Origin of the sequence: Zoogloea sp. (assembly GCF_041911615.1) — a bacterium.
Classification (GTDB): Bacteria; Pseudomonadota; Gammaproteobacteria; order Burkholderiales; family Rhodocyclaceae; genus Zoogloea.
This window is the reverse complement of record NZ_JAYROR010000060.1, coordinates 17,326-31,020: the sequence shown is the minus strand read 5'-3', so window position 1 is coordinate 31,020 and position 13,695 is coordinate 17,326. Positions and strand designations below refer to the sequence as shown.

Annotated in this window: 11 protein-coding genes; 10 read left to right on the top strand and 1 reads right to left on the bottom strand. The window is 70.1% G+C overall.

The features are described from left to right. The 10 genes from ACE3P2_RS06935 to ACE3P2_RS06890 form a co-directional block, all read left to right on the top strand. On the top strand, window positions 1-648 hold a 648-nt coding region (locus tag ACE3P2_RS06935), incomplete at its 5' end, for a TolC family protein (RefSeq protein WP_374262598.1). Further along, window positions 645-1,799, top strand: coding sequence for an efflux RND transporter periplasmic adaptor subunit (locus tag ACE3P2_RS06930; RefSeq protein ID WP_374262596.1), 1,155 nt, complete (start codon window positions 645-647; stop codon window positions 1,797-1,799). The genes ACE3P2_RS06935 and ACE3P2_RS06930, both read left to right, overlap by 4 nt. 13 nt (window positions 1,800-1,812) lie before the next feature. Next, window positions 1,813-4,917, top strand: a complete 3,105-nt coding sequence (locus ACE3P2_RS06925) for an efflux RND transporter permease subunit (RefSeq protein ID WP_374262593.1) — start codon at window positions 1,813-1,815, stop codon at window positions 4,915-4,917. A 57-nt stretch (window positions 4,918-4,974) separates the two neighbouring features. Beyond that, the gene (locus tag ACE3P2_RS06920) at window positions 4,975-5,661 is read left to right on the top strand and encodes a response regulator (RefSeq protein ID WP_374262590.1); all 687 of its coding nucleotides are present in this window, start codon (window positions 4,975-4,977) and stop codon (window positions 5,659-5,661) included. After that, window positions 5,642-7,012: a sensor histidine kinase gene (locus ACE3P2_RS06915; RefSeq protein WP_374262587.1), complete on the top strand. Its 1,371-nt coding sequence runs from the start codon at window positions 5,642-5,644 to the stop codon at window positions 7,010-7,012. The genes ACE3P2_RS06920 and ACE3P2_RS06915 overlap by 20 nt, the downstream gene beginning before the upstream one ends. A gap of 54 nt (window positions 7,013-7,066) precedes the next feature. Continuing rightward, a complete protein-coding gene (locus ACE3P2_RS06910) occupies window positions 7,067-7,867 on the top strand; it encodes a TIGR00266 family protein (protein ID WP_374262583.1) in 801 nt (266 codons plus the stop codon). A 445-nt stretch (window positions 7,868-8,312) separates the two neighbouring features. Beyond that, on the top strand, window positions 8,313-8,930 hold the full coding sequence (locus tag ACE3P2_RS06905) for a hypothetical protein (protein WP_374262580.1): 618 nt from the start codon (window positions 8,313-8,315) through the stop codon (window positions 8,928-8,930). 42 nt (window positions 8,931-8,972) lie between these two features. Then, window positions 8,973-9,572 (top strand): hypothetical protein, encoded by a 600-nt coding sequence (locus ACE3P2_RS06900; RefSeq protein ID WP_374262577.1) that lies wholly within the window; start codon window positions 8,973-8,975, stop codon window positions 9,570-9,572. A gap of 11 nt (window positions 9,573-9,583) precedes the next feature. Then, entirely contained in the window at window positions 9,584-10,009 is a 426-nt protein-coding gene (locus tag ACE3P2_RS06895) for a hypothetical protein (RefSeq protein ID WP_374262574.1), read from the top strand. Window positions 10,010-10,012: 3 nt separating this feature from the next. Continuing rightward, window positions 10,013-11,635 carry a diguanylate cyclase domain-containing protein gene (locus ACE3P2_RS06890; protein ID WP_374262571.1) on the top strand — a complete coding sequence of 541 codons (1,623 nt, stop codon included), beginning with the start codon at window positions 10,013-10,015 and terminating at the stop codon, window positions 11,633-11,635. A 10-nt stretch (window positions 11,636-11,645) separates the two neighbouring features. Here the strand turns inward: ACE3P2_RS06890 and ACE3P2_RS06885 are convergent, their stop codons facing one another. Beyond that, window positions 11,646-13,655: a FeoB small GTPase domain-containing protein gene (locus tag ACE3P2_RS06885; protein WP_374262569.1), complete on the bottom strand. Its 2,010-nt coding sequence runs from the start codon at window positions 13,653-13,655 to the stop codon at window positions 11,646-11,648. Window positions 13,656-13,695: the final 40 nt, after the last annotated feature.

Sequence of the window (13,695 nt, the reverse complement as noted above, 5' to 3'; positions counted from 1 at the left end):
CGCGCCCGCATCGCCCTGGCCCAGCTCCTCGGCAACCGCATCCCCGCCGCCCAGCTCGACACCACCGACGAGTGGCCCAGCGCCGAGCCCGCCCCGGCGGGCGGCGGCGAAGGCGCCGAGCGGGCCGACCTGCTGGCCGCCCGCAAGCGCGTCGAGCAGGCCAACGCCCTGCGCGACCTGGCCCGCGCCCAACGTACCCGCGACGTCTCGGTCGGCGTGCAGTACGAACACGCCGGCGCCAACGCCAACAACGCCTACTCCACCTCGTCCTACGGTCTGAGCGTGTCGGTGCCGCTGTTCCTCGGCTACGACTACCGCGGCGACATCGCCAAGAGCGAGGCCGACTACGACGCCGCCGAACAGCAACTGGTCGCCACCCGCGCCGCGGTGGGCAGCGAACAGGCCCGCCTGCGCGCCGAATACGAGGCCAGCCAGGCCCGCTACCTGCGCCTGCGCGACGTGGTGCTGCCCGCCGCCGAACGCGCCGGCCGCGGCGCCGACGTGGCGATCCAGAAAGGCGGCATGAGCCTCACCGACTACCTCGATACCCAGCGCTCCCTGCGCGCAGCGCGCATCGAAACCATCCAGGCGCGCGCCGACCTCGCCCGCGCCGCCCTCACCCTGCGCCTGGCCGGAGACCCTCAATGAACCGCAAGCCCCTCGTCATCGCCCTCGCCGTTGCCGCCATCGCCGCGGGCGCCTGGTATTTCCACAGCGCCGCGCCCGAGGCGCCGACCGAGCCGGTCGTCCAGCGCCCGTCCGCCGAACCCGGGGTGCTGCGCTACCCCACCGCCGCGCCGCAGCTGTCGCAACTCAAGGTCGACCGCGCCGAACTGGCCCCGGTGCCGATGGACGAACCCCTCGCCGCCCGCGTCGCCTACGACGAGAACGCCACCGCGCGGCTGTTCGCCCCGATCGCCGGACGGGTCGTCGAAATCCACGCCAACATCGGCGACAGCGTCAAGGCCGGCGAAGTGCTGGCGGTGCTGGACGCCCCCGAACTGGGCACCGCGGCGGCCGATCTGGCCAAGGCGCAGGCCGACGCCCAGCAGAAGAAATCCGCCCTCGAGCGCGCCCGCAGTCTGTTCCAGGCCGAAGTCATCGCCCGCCGCGACCTCGAAACCGCCCAGTCCGAAGCCCGTCAGGCCGACGCCGAAGTCGAGCGCGCCCGCCTGCGCCTGGCCAACCTGTCGCCCGTCGGCGGCGTCGCCGCGGGCAGCCAGCGCTACCAGCTGCGCGCGCCGATCGCCGGCGTGGTCGCCACCCGCCGCATCAACCCGGCCATGGAAGTGCGCCCCGACAGCGACGAGCCGCTGTTCGTCGTCACCGACATGAGCCGCCTGTCGGTGATCGTCGACGTGCCCGAGCGCGATCTGCCCATCGTCACCGTCGGCAAGTCCGCCCAGGTCGAGGTGTCGGCCTATCCCCAGCGCAGCTTCGCCGGCAAGGTGGTGCACGTCGCCCCGACCCTCGATCCGCAGACCCGCCGCATCCAGGCCCGAGTCGCCGTGGACAACCGCGACGGCCTGCTCAAGCCCGAGATGTACGCCAAGGTCGGCATCCTCGCCGACAGCAAGGAAGAGCTGCCCAAGATCCCCACCGGCGCGCTGCTCGTCGAAGGGGTCAAGAACTACGTGTTCGTCGAGCGCGAGCCCGGCGTGTTCGAGAAGCGCGAAGTCACCCTCGCCGTGCAGACCCGCAGCCACGCCTACGTCTGGAGCGGCGTGAAGGGCGGCGACAAGGTCGTCAGCACCGGCGCCCTGCTGCTCAACGCCGAGCTGGCGAGCAGCTCCCGCTGAGGTCCGGCCCGCCATGTTCGATACCCTCATCACCCTCGCCCTGCGCCAGCGGGCCTTCATCCTCATCGCCGCGCTGGCGCTGCTGGGCTACGGCCTCTACGCGGTCAACCAGATCTCCATCGAGGCCTTCCCGGACGTGCAGGACGTGCAGGTCCAGGTCGTCACCCAGGCCATCGGCATCGCGCCGGAAGAGGTCGAGCGCACCATCTCGCTGCCCATCGAACGCGAGATGAGCGGCGTGCCGGGCATGACCCAGCTGCGCTCGGTGTCGATCACCGGCCTGTCGGTGGTCACCCTCACCTTCAACGACAAGACCGGCGACTACTTCGCCCGCCAGCAGGTGCTCGAACGCCTGCAGAACGTCACCCTGCCGCCCGGCGCGCAGCCCGTGCTGGCGCCGCTCACCACCGCGGTGGGCGAGATCTACCGCTACGTGCTCGACGCCCCGCCCACCGCCGATCGCGAGGAAATCCGCGCCGTGCAGGACTGGACCGTGCGCCCTGCGCTGCGCATGGTGCCGGGCATCGCCGACGTGGTCAGCTTCGGCGGCGCGATCCGCGAGATCCAGGTGCGCATCGAACCCGAGCTGCTGCGCAAGTACGCGGTCAGCCTCGACGACGTCACCCAGGCCCTGTCCACCGCCAGCGCCAACGGCAGCGGCGGCCTGCTGCGCCGCGGCGACGAAGCCCTGGTGGTGCGCACCCTGGGCCTGTTCAAGAGCCTCGACGACGTGCGCGACGTGGTCGTCGTCGCCCGCGACGGCAAACCGGTACGCATCTCCGACGTGGCCGAGGTGGCCACCGGCTTCCGCCCCCGCTCGGGCATCGTCGCCTTCAACGACCGCGACGACGTCATCGAAGGCATCGTCCAGATGACCAAGGGCGGCAACGCCGCCAAGATCGTCGAGGCCCTCAAGCTCAAGGTGGACGAGGTCAACGCCCGCCTGCCCGAGGGCTACCGCCTCAAGCCGATCTACCAGCGCACCGAGCTGATCGGCCACACCGTCGCCACCGTCGGCGAAAACCTGCTGGTCGGCGCGGTGCTCGTCACCGCCATCCTGCTGGTGTTCCTGCGCAACCTGCGGGCGGCGATCATCGTCGCCGCGGTCATTCCGCTGTCGCTGCTGTTCGCCTTCATCCTGATGCACGCGATGGGCGTCTCCGCCAACCTGATCTCCCTTGGCGCGGTGGACTTCGGCGTCATCATCGACAGCGCGGTGGTGATGGTCGAGGCGCTGATGGTACGCCTCGCCGTGGACGCCCACGCCGAACACCACGGCATCAGCTCGCCGGTGGGGCGGCGCATCCACGCCCTCAAGCAGACCTGCGTCGAGCTCGGCTCGCCGATCATGTTCTCGAAGGCCATCATCATCGTCGCCTTCCTGCCCATCTTCACCTTCCAGCGCGTCGAAGGCCGCATCTTCACCCCGGTGGCCCTGACGCTCTCGTTCGCCCTGCTCGGTGGCCTGATCCTCACCCTCACCCTGGTGCCAACCCTGCTCTCCTACGCCCTCAACAAGGACGACATGGCCGAGAAGGAGAGCCCCTGGCTGCACCGCCTGCAGGAACGCTACCGCGCCCTGCTGATCCGCCTGCAACAGCGCCGCCGCCAGGTGGTGGCCGCCTCGGTCGCCTGCCTGGCCACCGCGCTGGCGCTGGCGCCGCTGCTCGGTTCGGAGTTCCTGCCCAAGCTCGACGAGGGCAACATCTGGCTCACCATCAGCCTGCCCCAGTCGACCGGCCTCACCACCACCAAGGACATAGAGCGCAAGGTGCGCGCGGTACTCACCAGCTACCCCGAGGCCAAGGCCGTCATCACCCACGTGGGCCGTCCCGACGACGGCACCGACCCGAAGGGCCCCAACAACATGGAAATCCTGGTGGACCTGAAGCCCCGCGGCGAATGGAACTTCCCCACCAAGGAAGCCCTGGTCGAGAGCATGTCGGCCAAGCTCGAGACGATCCCCGGCCTGCCCACCAACTTCTCCCAGGTGATCCAGGACAACGTCGAGGAATCGCTCTCCGGCGCCAAGGGCGAGATCGCCGTCAAGGTCTTTGGCCCCAACCTCGAAGTGCTCGAAGCCAAGGGCCGCCAGATCGCCAACGTGCTGAACCGCATCCAGGGCTCGGCCGACGTGGCCGCGCTGCCGGTAGGCGGCCAGAGCGAGGTGGACATCCGCCTGCGCCGCGAGGCGCTTGCCCGCTACGACATCAACGTCACCGACGTGAACGCGATGATCCAGACCGCCCTGGGCGGCAGTACCGTCAACATGTTCTACGAGGGCGAGCGCCGCTACGACGTCACCCTGCGCTTCGGGCCGCAGTTCCGCGACCAGGTGGACGACATCGCCAACCTGCCGGTGGCCCTGCCCGGCGGCCACGGCAGCATCCCGCTCGGCGATCTCGCCGACGTGGAGCTGCGTCAGGGCGCCTCGCGCATCCAGCGCGAAGCCGGCAGCCGCAACGTCATCGTCAAGGCCAACCTGCGCGGACGCGACCAGGGCAGCTTCGTCGCCGAAGCCCAGCAGAAGGTCGCCGCCGAAGTCAGCCTGCCGGCCGGCTACAGCATCACCTGGGGTGGCCAGTTCGAGAACCAGCAGCGCGCCATGGCGCGCCTCAAGCTGATCGTGCCGATCACGCTGGGCCTCATCTTCTCGCTGCTGTTCTGGGCCTTCCGCGACATCCGTCCCGCCGTGCTGGTGCTCTCGATGGTGCCCTTCACGCTGATCGGCGGCTTCGCCGGCCTGGGGCTGGCCGGGCTGCACCTGTCGGTGTCGGCGGCGGTGGGTTTCATCGCGGTGGCCGGCATCTCGGTGCAGAACGGCGTGATCATGGTCGAACAGGTCATCGAGATCGCCCGCCGCGGCGCCAACCGCTCCGAGGCGATCCTCGACGGCGCGATGCTGCGCCTGCGCCCGATCGTGATGACCGCGCTGATGGCCGGCCTCGGCCTGCTGCCGGCGGCCCTGTCCCACGGCATCGGCTCCGAAACCCAGCGCCCCTTCGCGGTGGTGATCGTCGGCGGCATCGTCAGCGCCACCATCTTCACCCTGCTGCTGCTGCCGGTGCTGCTCTCCTTCGGCGGCCAGAAGGAAGGCCCGCGCAGCCGCGGCGAATGACCCTGTCCGCCCTTCCCCTCCCGTGCCCCGTCCACCCCTGACCCGACGCCCCACGCCATGCGCATCCTCATCGTCGAAGACGACCCCCTGCTCGCCGACGGCGTCGCCCAGCTCCTGCGCGGCGCCGGCTTCGCAGCCGACTACGTGGGCAGCGCCGAGCTCGCCGAGGCCGCCCTCGCCACCGAAAAGTTCGACCTGATGGTCCTCGACATCGGCCTGCCGGGCATGGACGGGCTCGAACTGCTGTCGCGCCTGCGCGCCCGCCACAACCCCATCCACGTCCTGATGCTCACCGCCCGCGACGCCCTCAACGAGCGGGTGCGCGGCCTCAACCTGGGCGCCGACGACTACCTCACCAAGCCCTTCGCGGCCGTCGAGCTGCTCGCCCGGATCAACGCCCTGGTGCGGCGCAGCCGCGGGCAGAGCGGCCAGCGCCGCGAGTTCGGCGCCCTCGTCCTGGACGAGGAGGCCCGCCGCGCCTGGCTCAACGGCCAGCCGGTCGAACTGCCCCAGCGCGAATGGGCGATCCTCCAGTTCCTCCTCGACAACCCCGAGCGGGTGCTCAGCAAGGAGCGCATCGTCGCCGCCGCGTGCAGCTGGGACAAGGACATGAGCGAGAACGCCGTCGAGGTTTACGTCTCGCGCCTGCGCACCAAGCTCGAACCGGCGGGCATCCGCATCCGCACCGTGCGCGGCCTGGGCTACATGCTCGAAGACCAGCCCCATGACGCGAAGCCTGCGTAAGGCCCTGCTGCTCTGGCTGCTGCTGCCGGCCACCCTCGCCCTGCTCACCTTCCTGCCGCTGGCCTACCACCTGGTGCACCAGCCGGCGATGGAAGCCCTCGACCAGGCCCTCGCCGACGCCAGCCTGGCCCTCGTGCCGCACCTGGAAATCCAGCACGGCGAACCGCGCTTCGTCTTTCCCCCCGCCGCCGAGCAGGTGTTGCGCGCCGACCGGGTGGACGACATCTACTACCTGATCCTCGGCCCCAACGCGCACTTCGTCGCCGGTGACGCCGGCCTGCCCCACGAGCCCCCCGCCGATCAGGAAATCCACGGCGACCGGGTCAGCTTCGACTCCCACTACCGCGGCCACCGGGTGCGGGTCATCGCCATCCACCGGGACGTCTCCGGCGAGCCCTTCGTCTTCGTCACCGCCGAGACCACCCGCAAACGCGACCAGCTCAAGGTCGACCTCGCCGTCGCCCTGACCCTGCCGCTGCTGTTCTTCGCCGGCGCCACCGGGCTCACCATCTGGTTCGGCGTGCACCACGCCCTGCTGCCCGTCGAAGGCATCCGGCGCACCCTGCACGGCATGGAACACCGCGCCCTCGAACACCTCGACGAGAGCGCCGCGCCCACCGAAATCCGACCTCTCGTCACCGAATTCAACCAGGTGCTCGACCGACTCGAACACGCCGCCGAAGCCCAGCAGCGCTTCGTCGCCAACGCCGCCCACCAGCTGCGCACCCCCCTCGCGGGCATCCGCACCCAGCTCGAACTGCTGCAGCGCGAACCCGACGCCCGCGAGCGCGACGCCCGCACCCGCCACTGCGTCGGCGCCATCGAACGCCTCGGCCACCTCATCAACCAGATGCTGGTGCTGCTCTCCGCCGAGCCCGGCGGCCGCCACGAGAACCTCGCCAGCGATTTCGAGCTTCCCGACCTGATCCGCGAGCGCAGCCCCGAGTGGATCCGCCTCGCCGAAGCCCGCGGCCTCGACCTGGGCTTCGAACTCGAACCGGCGCGCCTCAGCGGCGACCGCCTGCTGATCGGCGAGATGATCGCCAACCTCGTCGCCAACGCCCTCAACTACACCCCCAGCCCCGGCGAAGTCACCCTGCGCTGCCGCACCCGCGGCAACCGCAGCCTGATCGAGGTGGAGGACAGCGGCCCCGGCATCCCCCCCGCCGCCCGCCAGCAGGTGTTCGAGCGCTTCTTCCGCCTGCCCGACGCCAGCCACCCCGGCAGCGGCCTCGGCCTGGCCATCGTCCGCGAGATCGCCCACGGCGCCGGCGGCGAAGTCGAGATCGCCGACCCGCCCGGCGGCCGCGGTGCCCTGCTGCGGGTCACCCTGCCCGCGCGGACGAGCTGAGCCCCCCGGAGGACGGCCCGCCCCACCCTTTCCCACCCTCCAGGAGACCAACACATGGCGATGGACGTCGTCGACTACGAAATTTTCGGCCACGAGATGCAATACGTCGAAGTCGAGCTCGACCCCGGCGAGGCCGCCATCGGCGAGGCCGGCGTGATGATGTACATGCAGGACGGCATCCAGATGGACACCGTCTTCGGCGACGGCTCGGCGCAGCAGGGCGGCTTCCTCGGCAAGCTGATGGGCGCCGGCAAGCGCCTGCTCACCGGCGAGAGCCTGTTCACCACCGTCTATCACAACGAAGGCAGCGGCAAGCGCCGGGTCGCCTTCGCCGCCCCCTACCCGGGCAAGATCGTGCCGGTGGACCTCTCCACCGTCGGCGGCACCCTGATCTGCCAGAAGGATTCCTTCCTCGCCGCCGCCAAGGGCGTCTCGCTCGGCATCGCCTTCCAGAAGAAACTCGGCGTCGGCCTGTTCGGCGGCGAAGGCTTCATCATGCAGCGCCTCGACGGCGACGGCATGGCCTTCATCCACGCCGGCGGCACGCTGATGGCGCGCACCCTCGCCCCCGGCGAGACGCTGCGCGTCGACACCGGCTGCGTGGTCGCCTTCCAGCCCAGCGTCGATTTCGACATCCAGTACGCCGGCAAGATCAAGACCGCTTTGTTCGGCGGCGAGGGCCTGTTCTTCGCCACCCTGCGCGGCCCCGGCAAGGTCTGGCTGCAATCGCTGCCCCTGTCGCGGCTCGCCGACCGGATCGTGCTGGCCTCTCGTGCGGCCGGCGGGGGTGGCAAGGAAAGCGGCTCGGTACTCGGCGGCATCGGCCTCGGCGGACTGCTCGGCGACGACGAATGAGCACGCCCCCGGCACGCTTCTATCCGGCAGGAGGCGCGGCCGACGGCCAGCCCGTGCGGCTGGCGTGGCGCGCCGGGCAACTACGGATCGTCCCCGCCACGGGGCCGACATCGCGCTAAAAGGCGCCCGGCTGCGCGTCACCGCCGAGGCGGTTCAACAATAGCCAGTGAACGCTGGCATGGCCCGCCCCCGACGGGGAACACCTGCAGCGGGTGGAGAACGCCCCCATCGACCCGCGCGGCCTGGTGCGTCTCTTCCGGTGGATCGGCGCCGATGACCGGCCACGCTGCGATCCACGCACCGGCACGCGGCGGATCGCCCTCCCCCTGGCAGGGTTCAAGTTTGAGGTTGGGATGTCGTTGCCCCTCACGGGCCGGGCATCGGACGCCGGCCCGCGACTGCGCGGCCCGACCGCAGCCTCTGACACACGACACCGGATCGCTCCATGCGCTTTTCCCACCTGCTGACCGCCGGCATCCTGAGCGGCCTGGCCCTCTTTGGCGGCGCCTGCCTGGCAGCCGACGAGGATGCCGCCCGCACCGTGGTGAACGGCTTCGGGACCCTCGGCTATGTTCACAACGACCGTCGCGACGCGGGCTTCGTCCGCGACCTGACCCAGCTCGGCGTCCGCGACCGCGCCTACGCCTGGCGCCCCGACTCCCGGCTCGGGATCCAGTTTTCCCACACCACCGACGCGCGCCTGCAATTCGTCGGCCAGCTGGTGCTGCGCGACCAGCCCTCCCAGAGCCCGAACCGGATGCTCTCGCGCGCCTTCGTGAGCTGGCGGGCCACGCCCGACCTGCAACTGCGGGCCGGCCGCCTTGCCGACACGATGTTCCTGATGTCGGACTACTACGAGGTGGGCTACGCTTACCCGTGGGTGCGCCCACCCGTCGAATCCTACGGGGTCATCGCCCTCAACCACTACGACGGGGCGGACTTCACCTACAGCCTGCACGACGACGACGCGACCTGGCGCATCAAGGGCCTGGTCGGACGCATCAAGTCCGAGATGCCCCGCAGCCGCGACGCCAGCTACTTCATCGACACCAACGACCTGTAGGGTCTGACCCTCGTCCATGAACGCGGCCCCCTCAAGCTGCGGGTGGGCTACACGACCCTCCAGCTCCGACGCGAGAACGACATCTCCGAGCAGGTTCTCCCCGGCCTCGCGGCCTTCGCCGCCGCCCCCATGAACCCCTACGCCGCCGAGGCCCAGCGCCTGGCCAGCGACATCGACCTGGCCGGCACCCGCGTCGGGCTCACGTCGGCGGGCGGCGTCTACGACGACGGCACGTGGATGGTCCAGGGTGAGGCGAGCCTGCTCGAAGGATCGCGCCGCGCATACGCCGGCGGCCGGCAGGGTTATCTGAGCGTCGGCCGCCACGTGGGCAACCTGCTGCCGTATTTCACCGTCAGCGCGGCCCGCGCCAACCCGGCCGCCCACGCCCAGTCCGACTGGGGGCCGCTGTACGGCCCGCTGCAACAGGCCGCCCTCGCGGTGCTCAACGGGCAGCGCGTCTCGCAGCGCACCCTGTCACTGGGCGTGCGCTGGGATTTCGACAGCAACGCCGCGCTCAAGCTGCAATGGGACAACACCCGCGTCTTCGGCGACGGCTGGTACCTGTGGAAGACCGATTACCCGTTTTCTCCCGCCAACAAGGAAGCCAACATCGTTTCGGCCACCTTGGATTTCATGTTCTGAGCGCAGCGCAGATGTCCAAACTCATCCTGGCCGCGCTGGCCTGCCTCCTCGCATCGGGCCCCGCCGGCGCCGATCTGTACGTGGTGGTGAATACCGCCAACCCGGTGCGCGCCCTGACGACGCAGGAGGTGTCCGCGCTTTACCTGGGTCGCGCCCACAGCTTCCCGACCGGCGAGTTCGCCCTGATTTTCGACCACCCGCGCGACAGCCCGCTGCGCGAGCGCTTCTTCTGGCGCGTGGTGGGGATGTCCGTGGCCCAGGCCAACACCTATTGGTCGCGCCTGATGTTCGCCGGCCAGGAAATGCCGCCCCAGCAGCTACCCAACGAACAGGCGGTGATCGACATCGTGCGCCGCAACCCCGGCGCGATCGGCTATCTGGGCAGCACGCCGCCCCGCGACAGCGGACTGCGCAGCGTGCTGGAGGTCAAGGAATAGGCGATGCCGAAGTTCGAGAGCATTCACCACCGGCTGGCGCTGGGGGTCGCACTGGGCTCACTGCTCTTCGCGGTGGTGGCGGGCCTCTTCGCCTTCGGGATGGAATACCGCGCCCGTCTCGACCAGGCCCGCCAGCTGCAGGATCAACTGGTCGCAACGGTACAGAGCTCGGCGGTGATCGCCGCCTTTGCGGGCAACCGCGAGATCGCCCAGGACGTCGTCGACGGCCTGCTCGCCAACCCGGTCGTCGCCGGGGTGCGCCTCCAGTCGCTGAACGGCTTGCGCTTCGAGCGGCAGCGGGACGAGGCGAGCGGCGAGCAGGTCGTGTATCCGCTGTACTCGCCCGTGGACCACAAGGACCACATCGGCGACCTGGTGGTGACCCAGGACCACCGCGAGATCAGCGCCCGGGCGATCCGGGCGGCGTTGCGGTACGCCGCGCTGCTGGTGGTCCAGATCGTCATCTCGGCCCTGCTCCTGATGTACGTCTTCGACCGCGTCGTCGGCCAGCCGCTGACCCGCGTGGCGCGGATGATGGAGCAGGTCCCGGCGGGCAGCGCCCAGCGCATCGAGACCCCCGCCGGCCACGAAAACAACGAGATCGGCGTGCTGGTGCGCAGCACCAACACCCTGCTGGCGGCGGTGGAACAGGCCATCATCGACGAGCGCAAGCTGCAGTCCGAGGTTGACGAGATGCAGTCCCACTACCGGCGCATCTTCGAGACCACCAACGTGGGCGTGATGATCCTGCGTCCCAGCGGCGGGCTCATCAACTGCAATCCCACACTGATGTCGCGGATCGTCGGCGTCAAGTTCGACGCCGCCAACCCGGCGGACTGCCGCGACTTCATCGACACCATCTTCGAATTCCCGGCGCGAGCCTGGGCGATGGTGATCGAAGCCCGCGACTCGGGCCAGACGGTCGCCAGCGACCTGCGCATGCGCACCGGCGATGGCCCGGAGCGCTGGGCCCACTGCATGATCTCGGTGAGCACCAACGGACAGGGCGAGATCGAACTGATCGAAGGCGTGCTGTACGACGTGACCCGCCGCCGCCTGCGCGAGTCCGAAGCCCGCCGGGCGGCCGAAATGGACGCCCTCACCCATCTGGCCAACCGGCGCGGCATGGAACTCTTCCTGGACAGGGCGCTGCGCTACGCCGAATACCTGCCCGTCGCCGTCGGCGTGATGCTCATCGACCTGGACGGCTTCAAGGCGATCAACGACACCCACGGCCACGCCGCCGGCGATGCGGTGCTCCAGACCGTCGCCACCCGGGTCGCCGGGCGGGTGCGGCCCTACATGGATCTCGCGGCCCGCCTGGGCGGCGACGAATTCGTGGTGGTGGTCCACGACAGCGACCGCCGGCCCGACCTTCTGGCCGACATCGCCCGCCAGCTGATCCGCAAGATCCGCGAACCCATCCGGCTGGAAGACGGCACCGAGGTGCAGGTCGGCGCGAGCATCGGGATCGCCTGTTCGCCGGGCGACGGCATCACCCGCGAGCATCTGCTCGGCGCCGCCGACGCGGCCATGTACGCGGTCAAGCGGCGCGGCAAGAACGCCTACGCCTTCCGCAGCGAACTCGGCGAGGAAGCGCTGCACGCCGCCAACCCGACGGCCTGAGCGCGAACCTTCACATCAGCAGGTTGATCGCCTGCAAGCCGATCCGGCACACCGCCGCGATCCCCAGCGCCACCGCCACCGACAAGCCCACCGAGAACAGCGCGTCGCGCCGCCCGATGGTCTTGAGCATCACCGCGAAGGTGGACACGCAGGGCACGTAGAAGGTCAGGAACACCAGGAAGGTGGCGATCTGCACCCAGTTGAGCAGCGGCGAGATGTCCTGCGTGCCGAGGGCCTGGAACACCATCAGCAACGACAGCTCCTTGCGCAGCACGCCGAACAGGATCGGCACGCCCAGCGCCACCGGCAGCCCCAGCCACCAGCTCGTCACCGGCAGCAGCAGGGTGTTGATGACCTCGTCCGCCCCGAAGTGGGCCAGCAGCGCCAGCACCACGCTGCCCAGCACCAGCAGCGGCGTGACGATGGTCAGGATGTCGCTGGTGCGCTCCCAGGTGATCGCCAGCAGGCGCCGCCACTGGGGCAGCGCGTAGGGCGGGATCGCCTGGATCAGGCCCGGGCTGGCCTTCACGTAGCGGCGGGTCAGCAGCTTGCCCGCCACCGCGATGATCAGCATGGTCAACAGGAAGATGCCCAGCACGCCCTCCCAGCCCAGGTACTTCCCGCCGATCGCGAGCACGATCGCCGAGCGCGCCGAACACGGCACGAAGGTGATCAGCAGCGAGGCGACGATGCGCTCCCGCCCTGCCGACGAGGCCGCCACCGCCGACAGCGCCGGCACGTTGCACCCCAGCCCCAGCAGGAAGGGCACCGCCACGCCACCGTGCAGGCCGATGCGGTGGAAACCCCGGTCCACCACGAAGGCGACCCGGTGCATGATGCCCGACTCCTCGAGACTCACCAGCAGCAGCACCAGCGGCAGCATGTAGGGCACGACGATGCCGACGAGCCCCACCAGACCGTCGGCCACCGCGCGTCCGACGACGCCGGCAGTGGTGGTCGGCGTCCACTGGCCGACCCACGCCGCGAGCGGCGCGGAAGTCACCGAATCGAGCGTCGTGCTCACCTCGAACACCATGAAGAGCACCAGCGCAAACACCGCCAGCGTGCCGATCAGCCCCCAGCGGGGATGCAGGAAAAGGCGGTCGAGGGCGCGCTTCCAGCCGGCCTTCTCGGCGGCGTGGCCGAGCCGGCTCACCTGTTCGTGCAGCGCCGCGGCGCGATAGTGGCGGTCGGCGAACAGCTCTTCGGCGAGCGGGCGCGGCAGGGTGCGCGCCGCCTCGGCACGGGCCGCCTCGACGGCCGGCGCCAGATCGGGAAAATGCCGCGCCAGTTCGGCTGCGAACCAGGTATCGCCGCGAGCCACCTGGGTCAGCAGCAGCGCGCGTGGCACCCGGAAGGCGGCCTCGACCTCGGGCCGGTCGAGAATCGCGTTGAGCGGCGCCAAGGCCTTGCGCAGGTGCGGACTGGGTAGTTGCGGAAGCGGGCAGCTGCGGTCGTGGAGCAGACCCAGCGCCGTCTCGAAGAGGGTCGTGATGCCCTTGCCCATGTGTGCCACGGTGGGCACCACCGGCACGCCGAGCGCCTTGGACAGCGCCGCCACGTTGATGAAGATGCCCTTCTCACGGGCCTCGTCGAGGCGGTTGAGGGCGATCACCAGGGGCTTGCCCAGTTCGCAGAACTCCTGCGCCAGGGTCAGGCTGGATTCGAGGGCGGTGGCATCGACCACCTGGATCAACAGGTCGGGCGCCTTGAAACCGGGCTTGCCGTTTCCGCCCGGCTGCCCGCCGAGCAAGGCCATCAGCAGCAGGCGATCCGCCTCGTCGAGATCGTGCAGGGTGCGCAGCGGCGGCAGGTCCACCAGCGCCGCCTGCTCGAGCCCCACGTTGACCTGGCAGGTTTCGAAACGCAACGCGCTGCCGTCGAGGCAACCGGATTCGACCGCGGTGCTCGAGGCGGCCTGGAAGATCGTGCTCTTGCCGGCACGCGGCAGGCCGACCAGGGCGATCTGCGGACGCCGCGCGCCGCGTAGCAGGCTCTTGGGCAACGAAACGGTTGCCACGACAGGCGCAGCGGCCCCCATCACCAGCTCACCCGGGCAT

Excerpts from the sequence above, each read along its gene's own strand:
- ACE3P2_RS06930 (WP_374262596.1), top strand. The coding sequence starts at position 645 with ATGAACCGCAAGCCCCTCGTCATCGCCCTCGCCGTTGCCGCCATCGCC.
- ACE3P2_RS06925 (WP_374262593.1), top strand. The coding sequence starts at position 1,813 with ATGTTCGATACCCTCATCACCCTCGCCCTGCGCCAGCGGGCCTTCATC.
- ACE3P2_RS06920 (WP_374262590.1), top strand. The coding sequence starts at position 4,975 with ATGCGCATCCTCATCGTCGAAGACGACCCCCTGCTCGCCGACGGCGTC.
- ACE3P2_RS06915 (WP_374262587.1), top strand. The coding sequence starts at position 5,642 with ATGACGCGAAGCCTGCGTAAGGCCCTGCTGCTCTGGCTGCTGCTGCCG.
- ACE3P2_RS06910 (WP_374262583.1), top strand. The coding sequence starts at position 7,067 with ATGGCGATGGACGTCGTCGACTACGAAATTTTCGGCCACGAGATGCAA.
- ACE3P2_RS06905 (WP_374262580.1), top strand. The coding sequence starts at position 8,313 with ATGCGCTTTTCCCACCTGCTGACCGCCGGCATCCTGAGCGGCCTGGCC.
- ACE3P2_RS06895 (WP_374262574.1), top strand. The coding sequence starts at position 9,584 with ATGTCCAAACTCATCCTGGCCGCGCTGGCCTGCCTCCTCGCATCGGGC.
- ACE3P2_RS06890 (WP_374262571.1), top strand. The coding sequence starts at position 10,013 with ATGCCGAAGTTCGAGAGCATTCACCACCGGCTGGCGCTGGGGGTCGCA.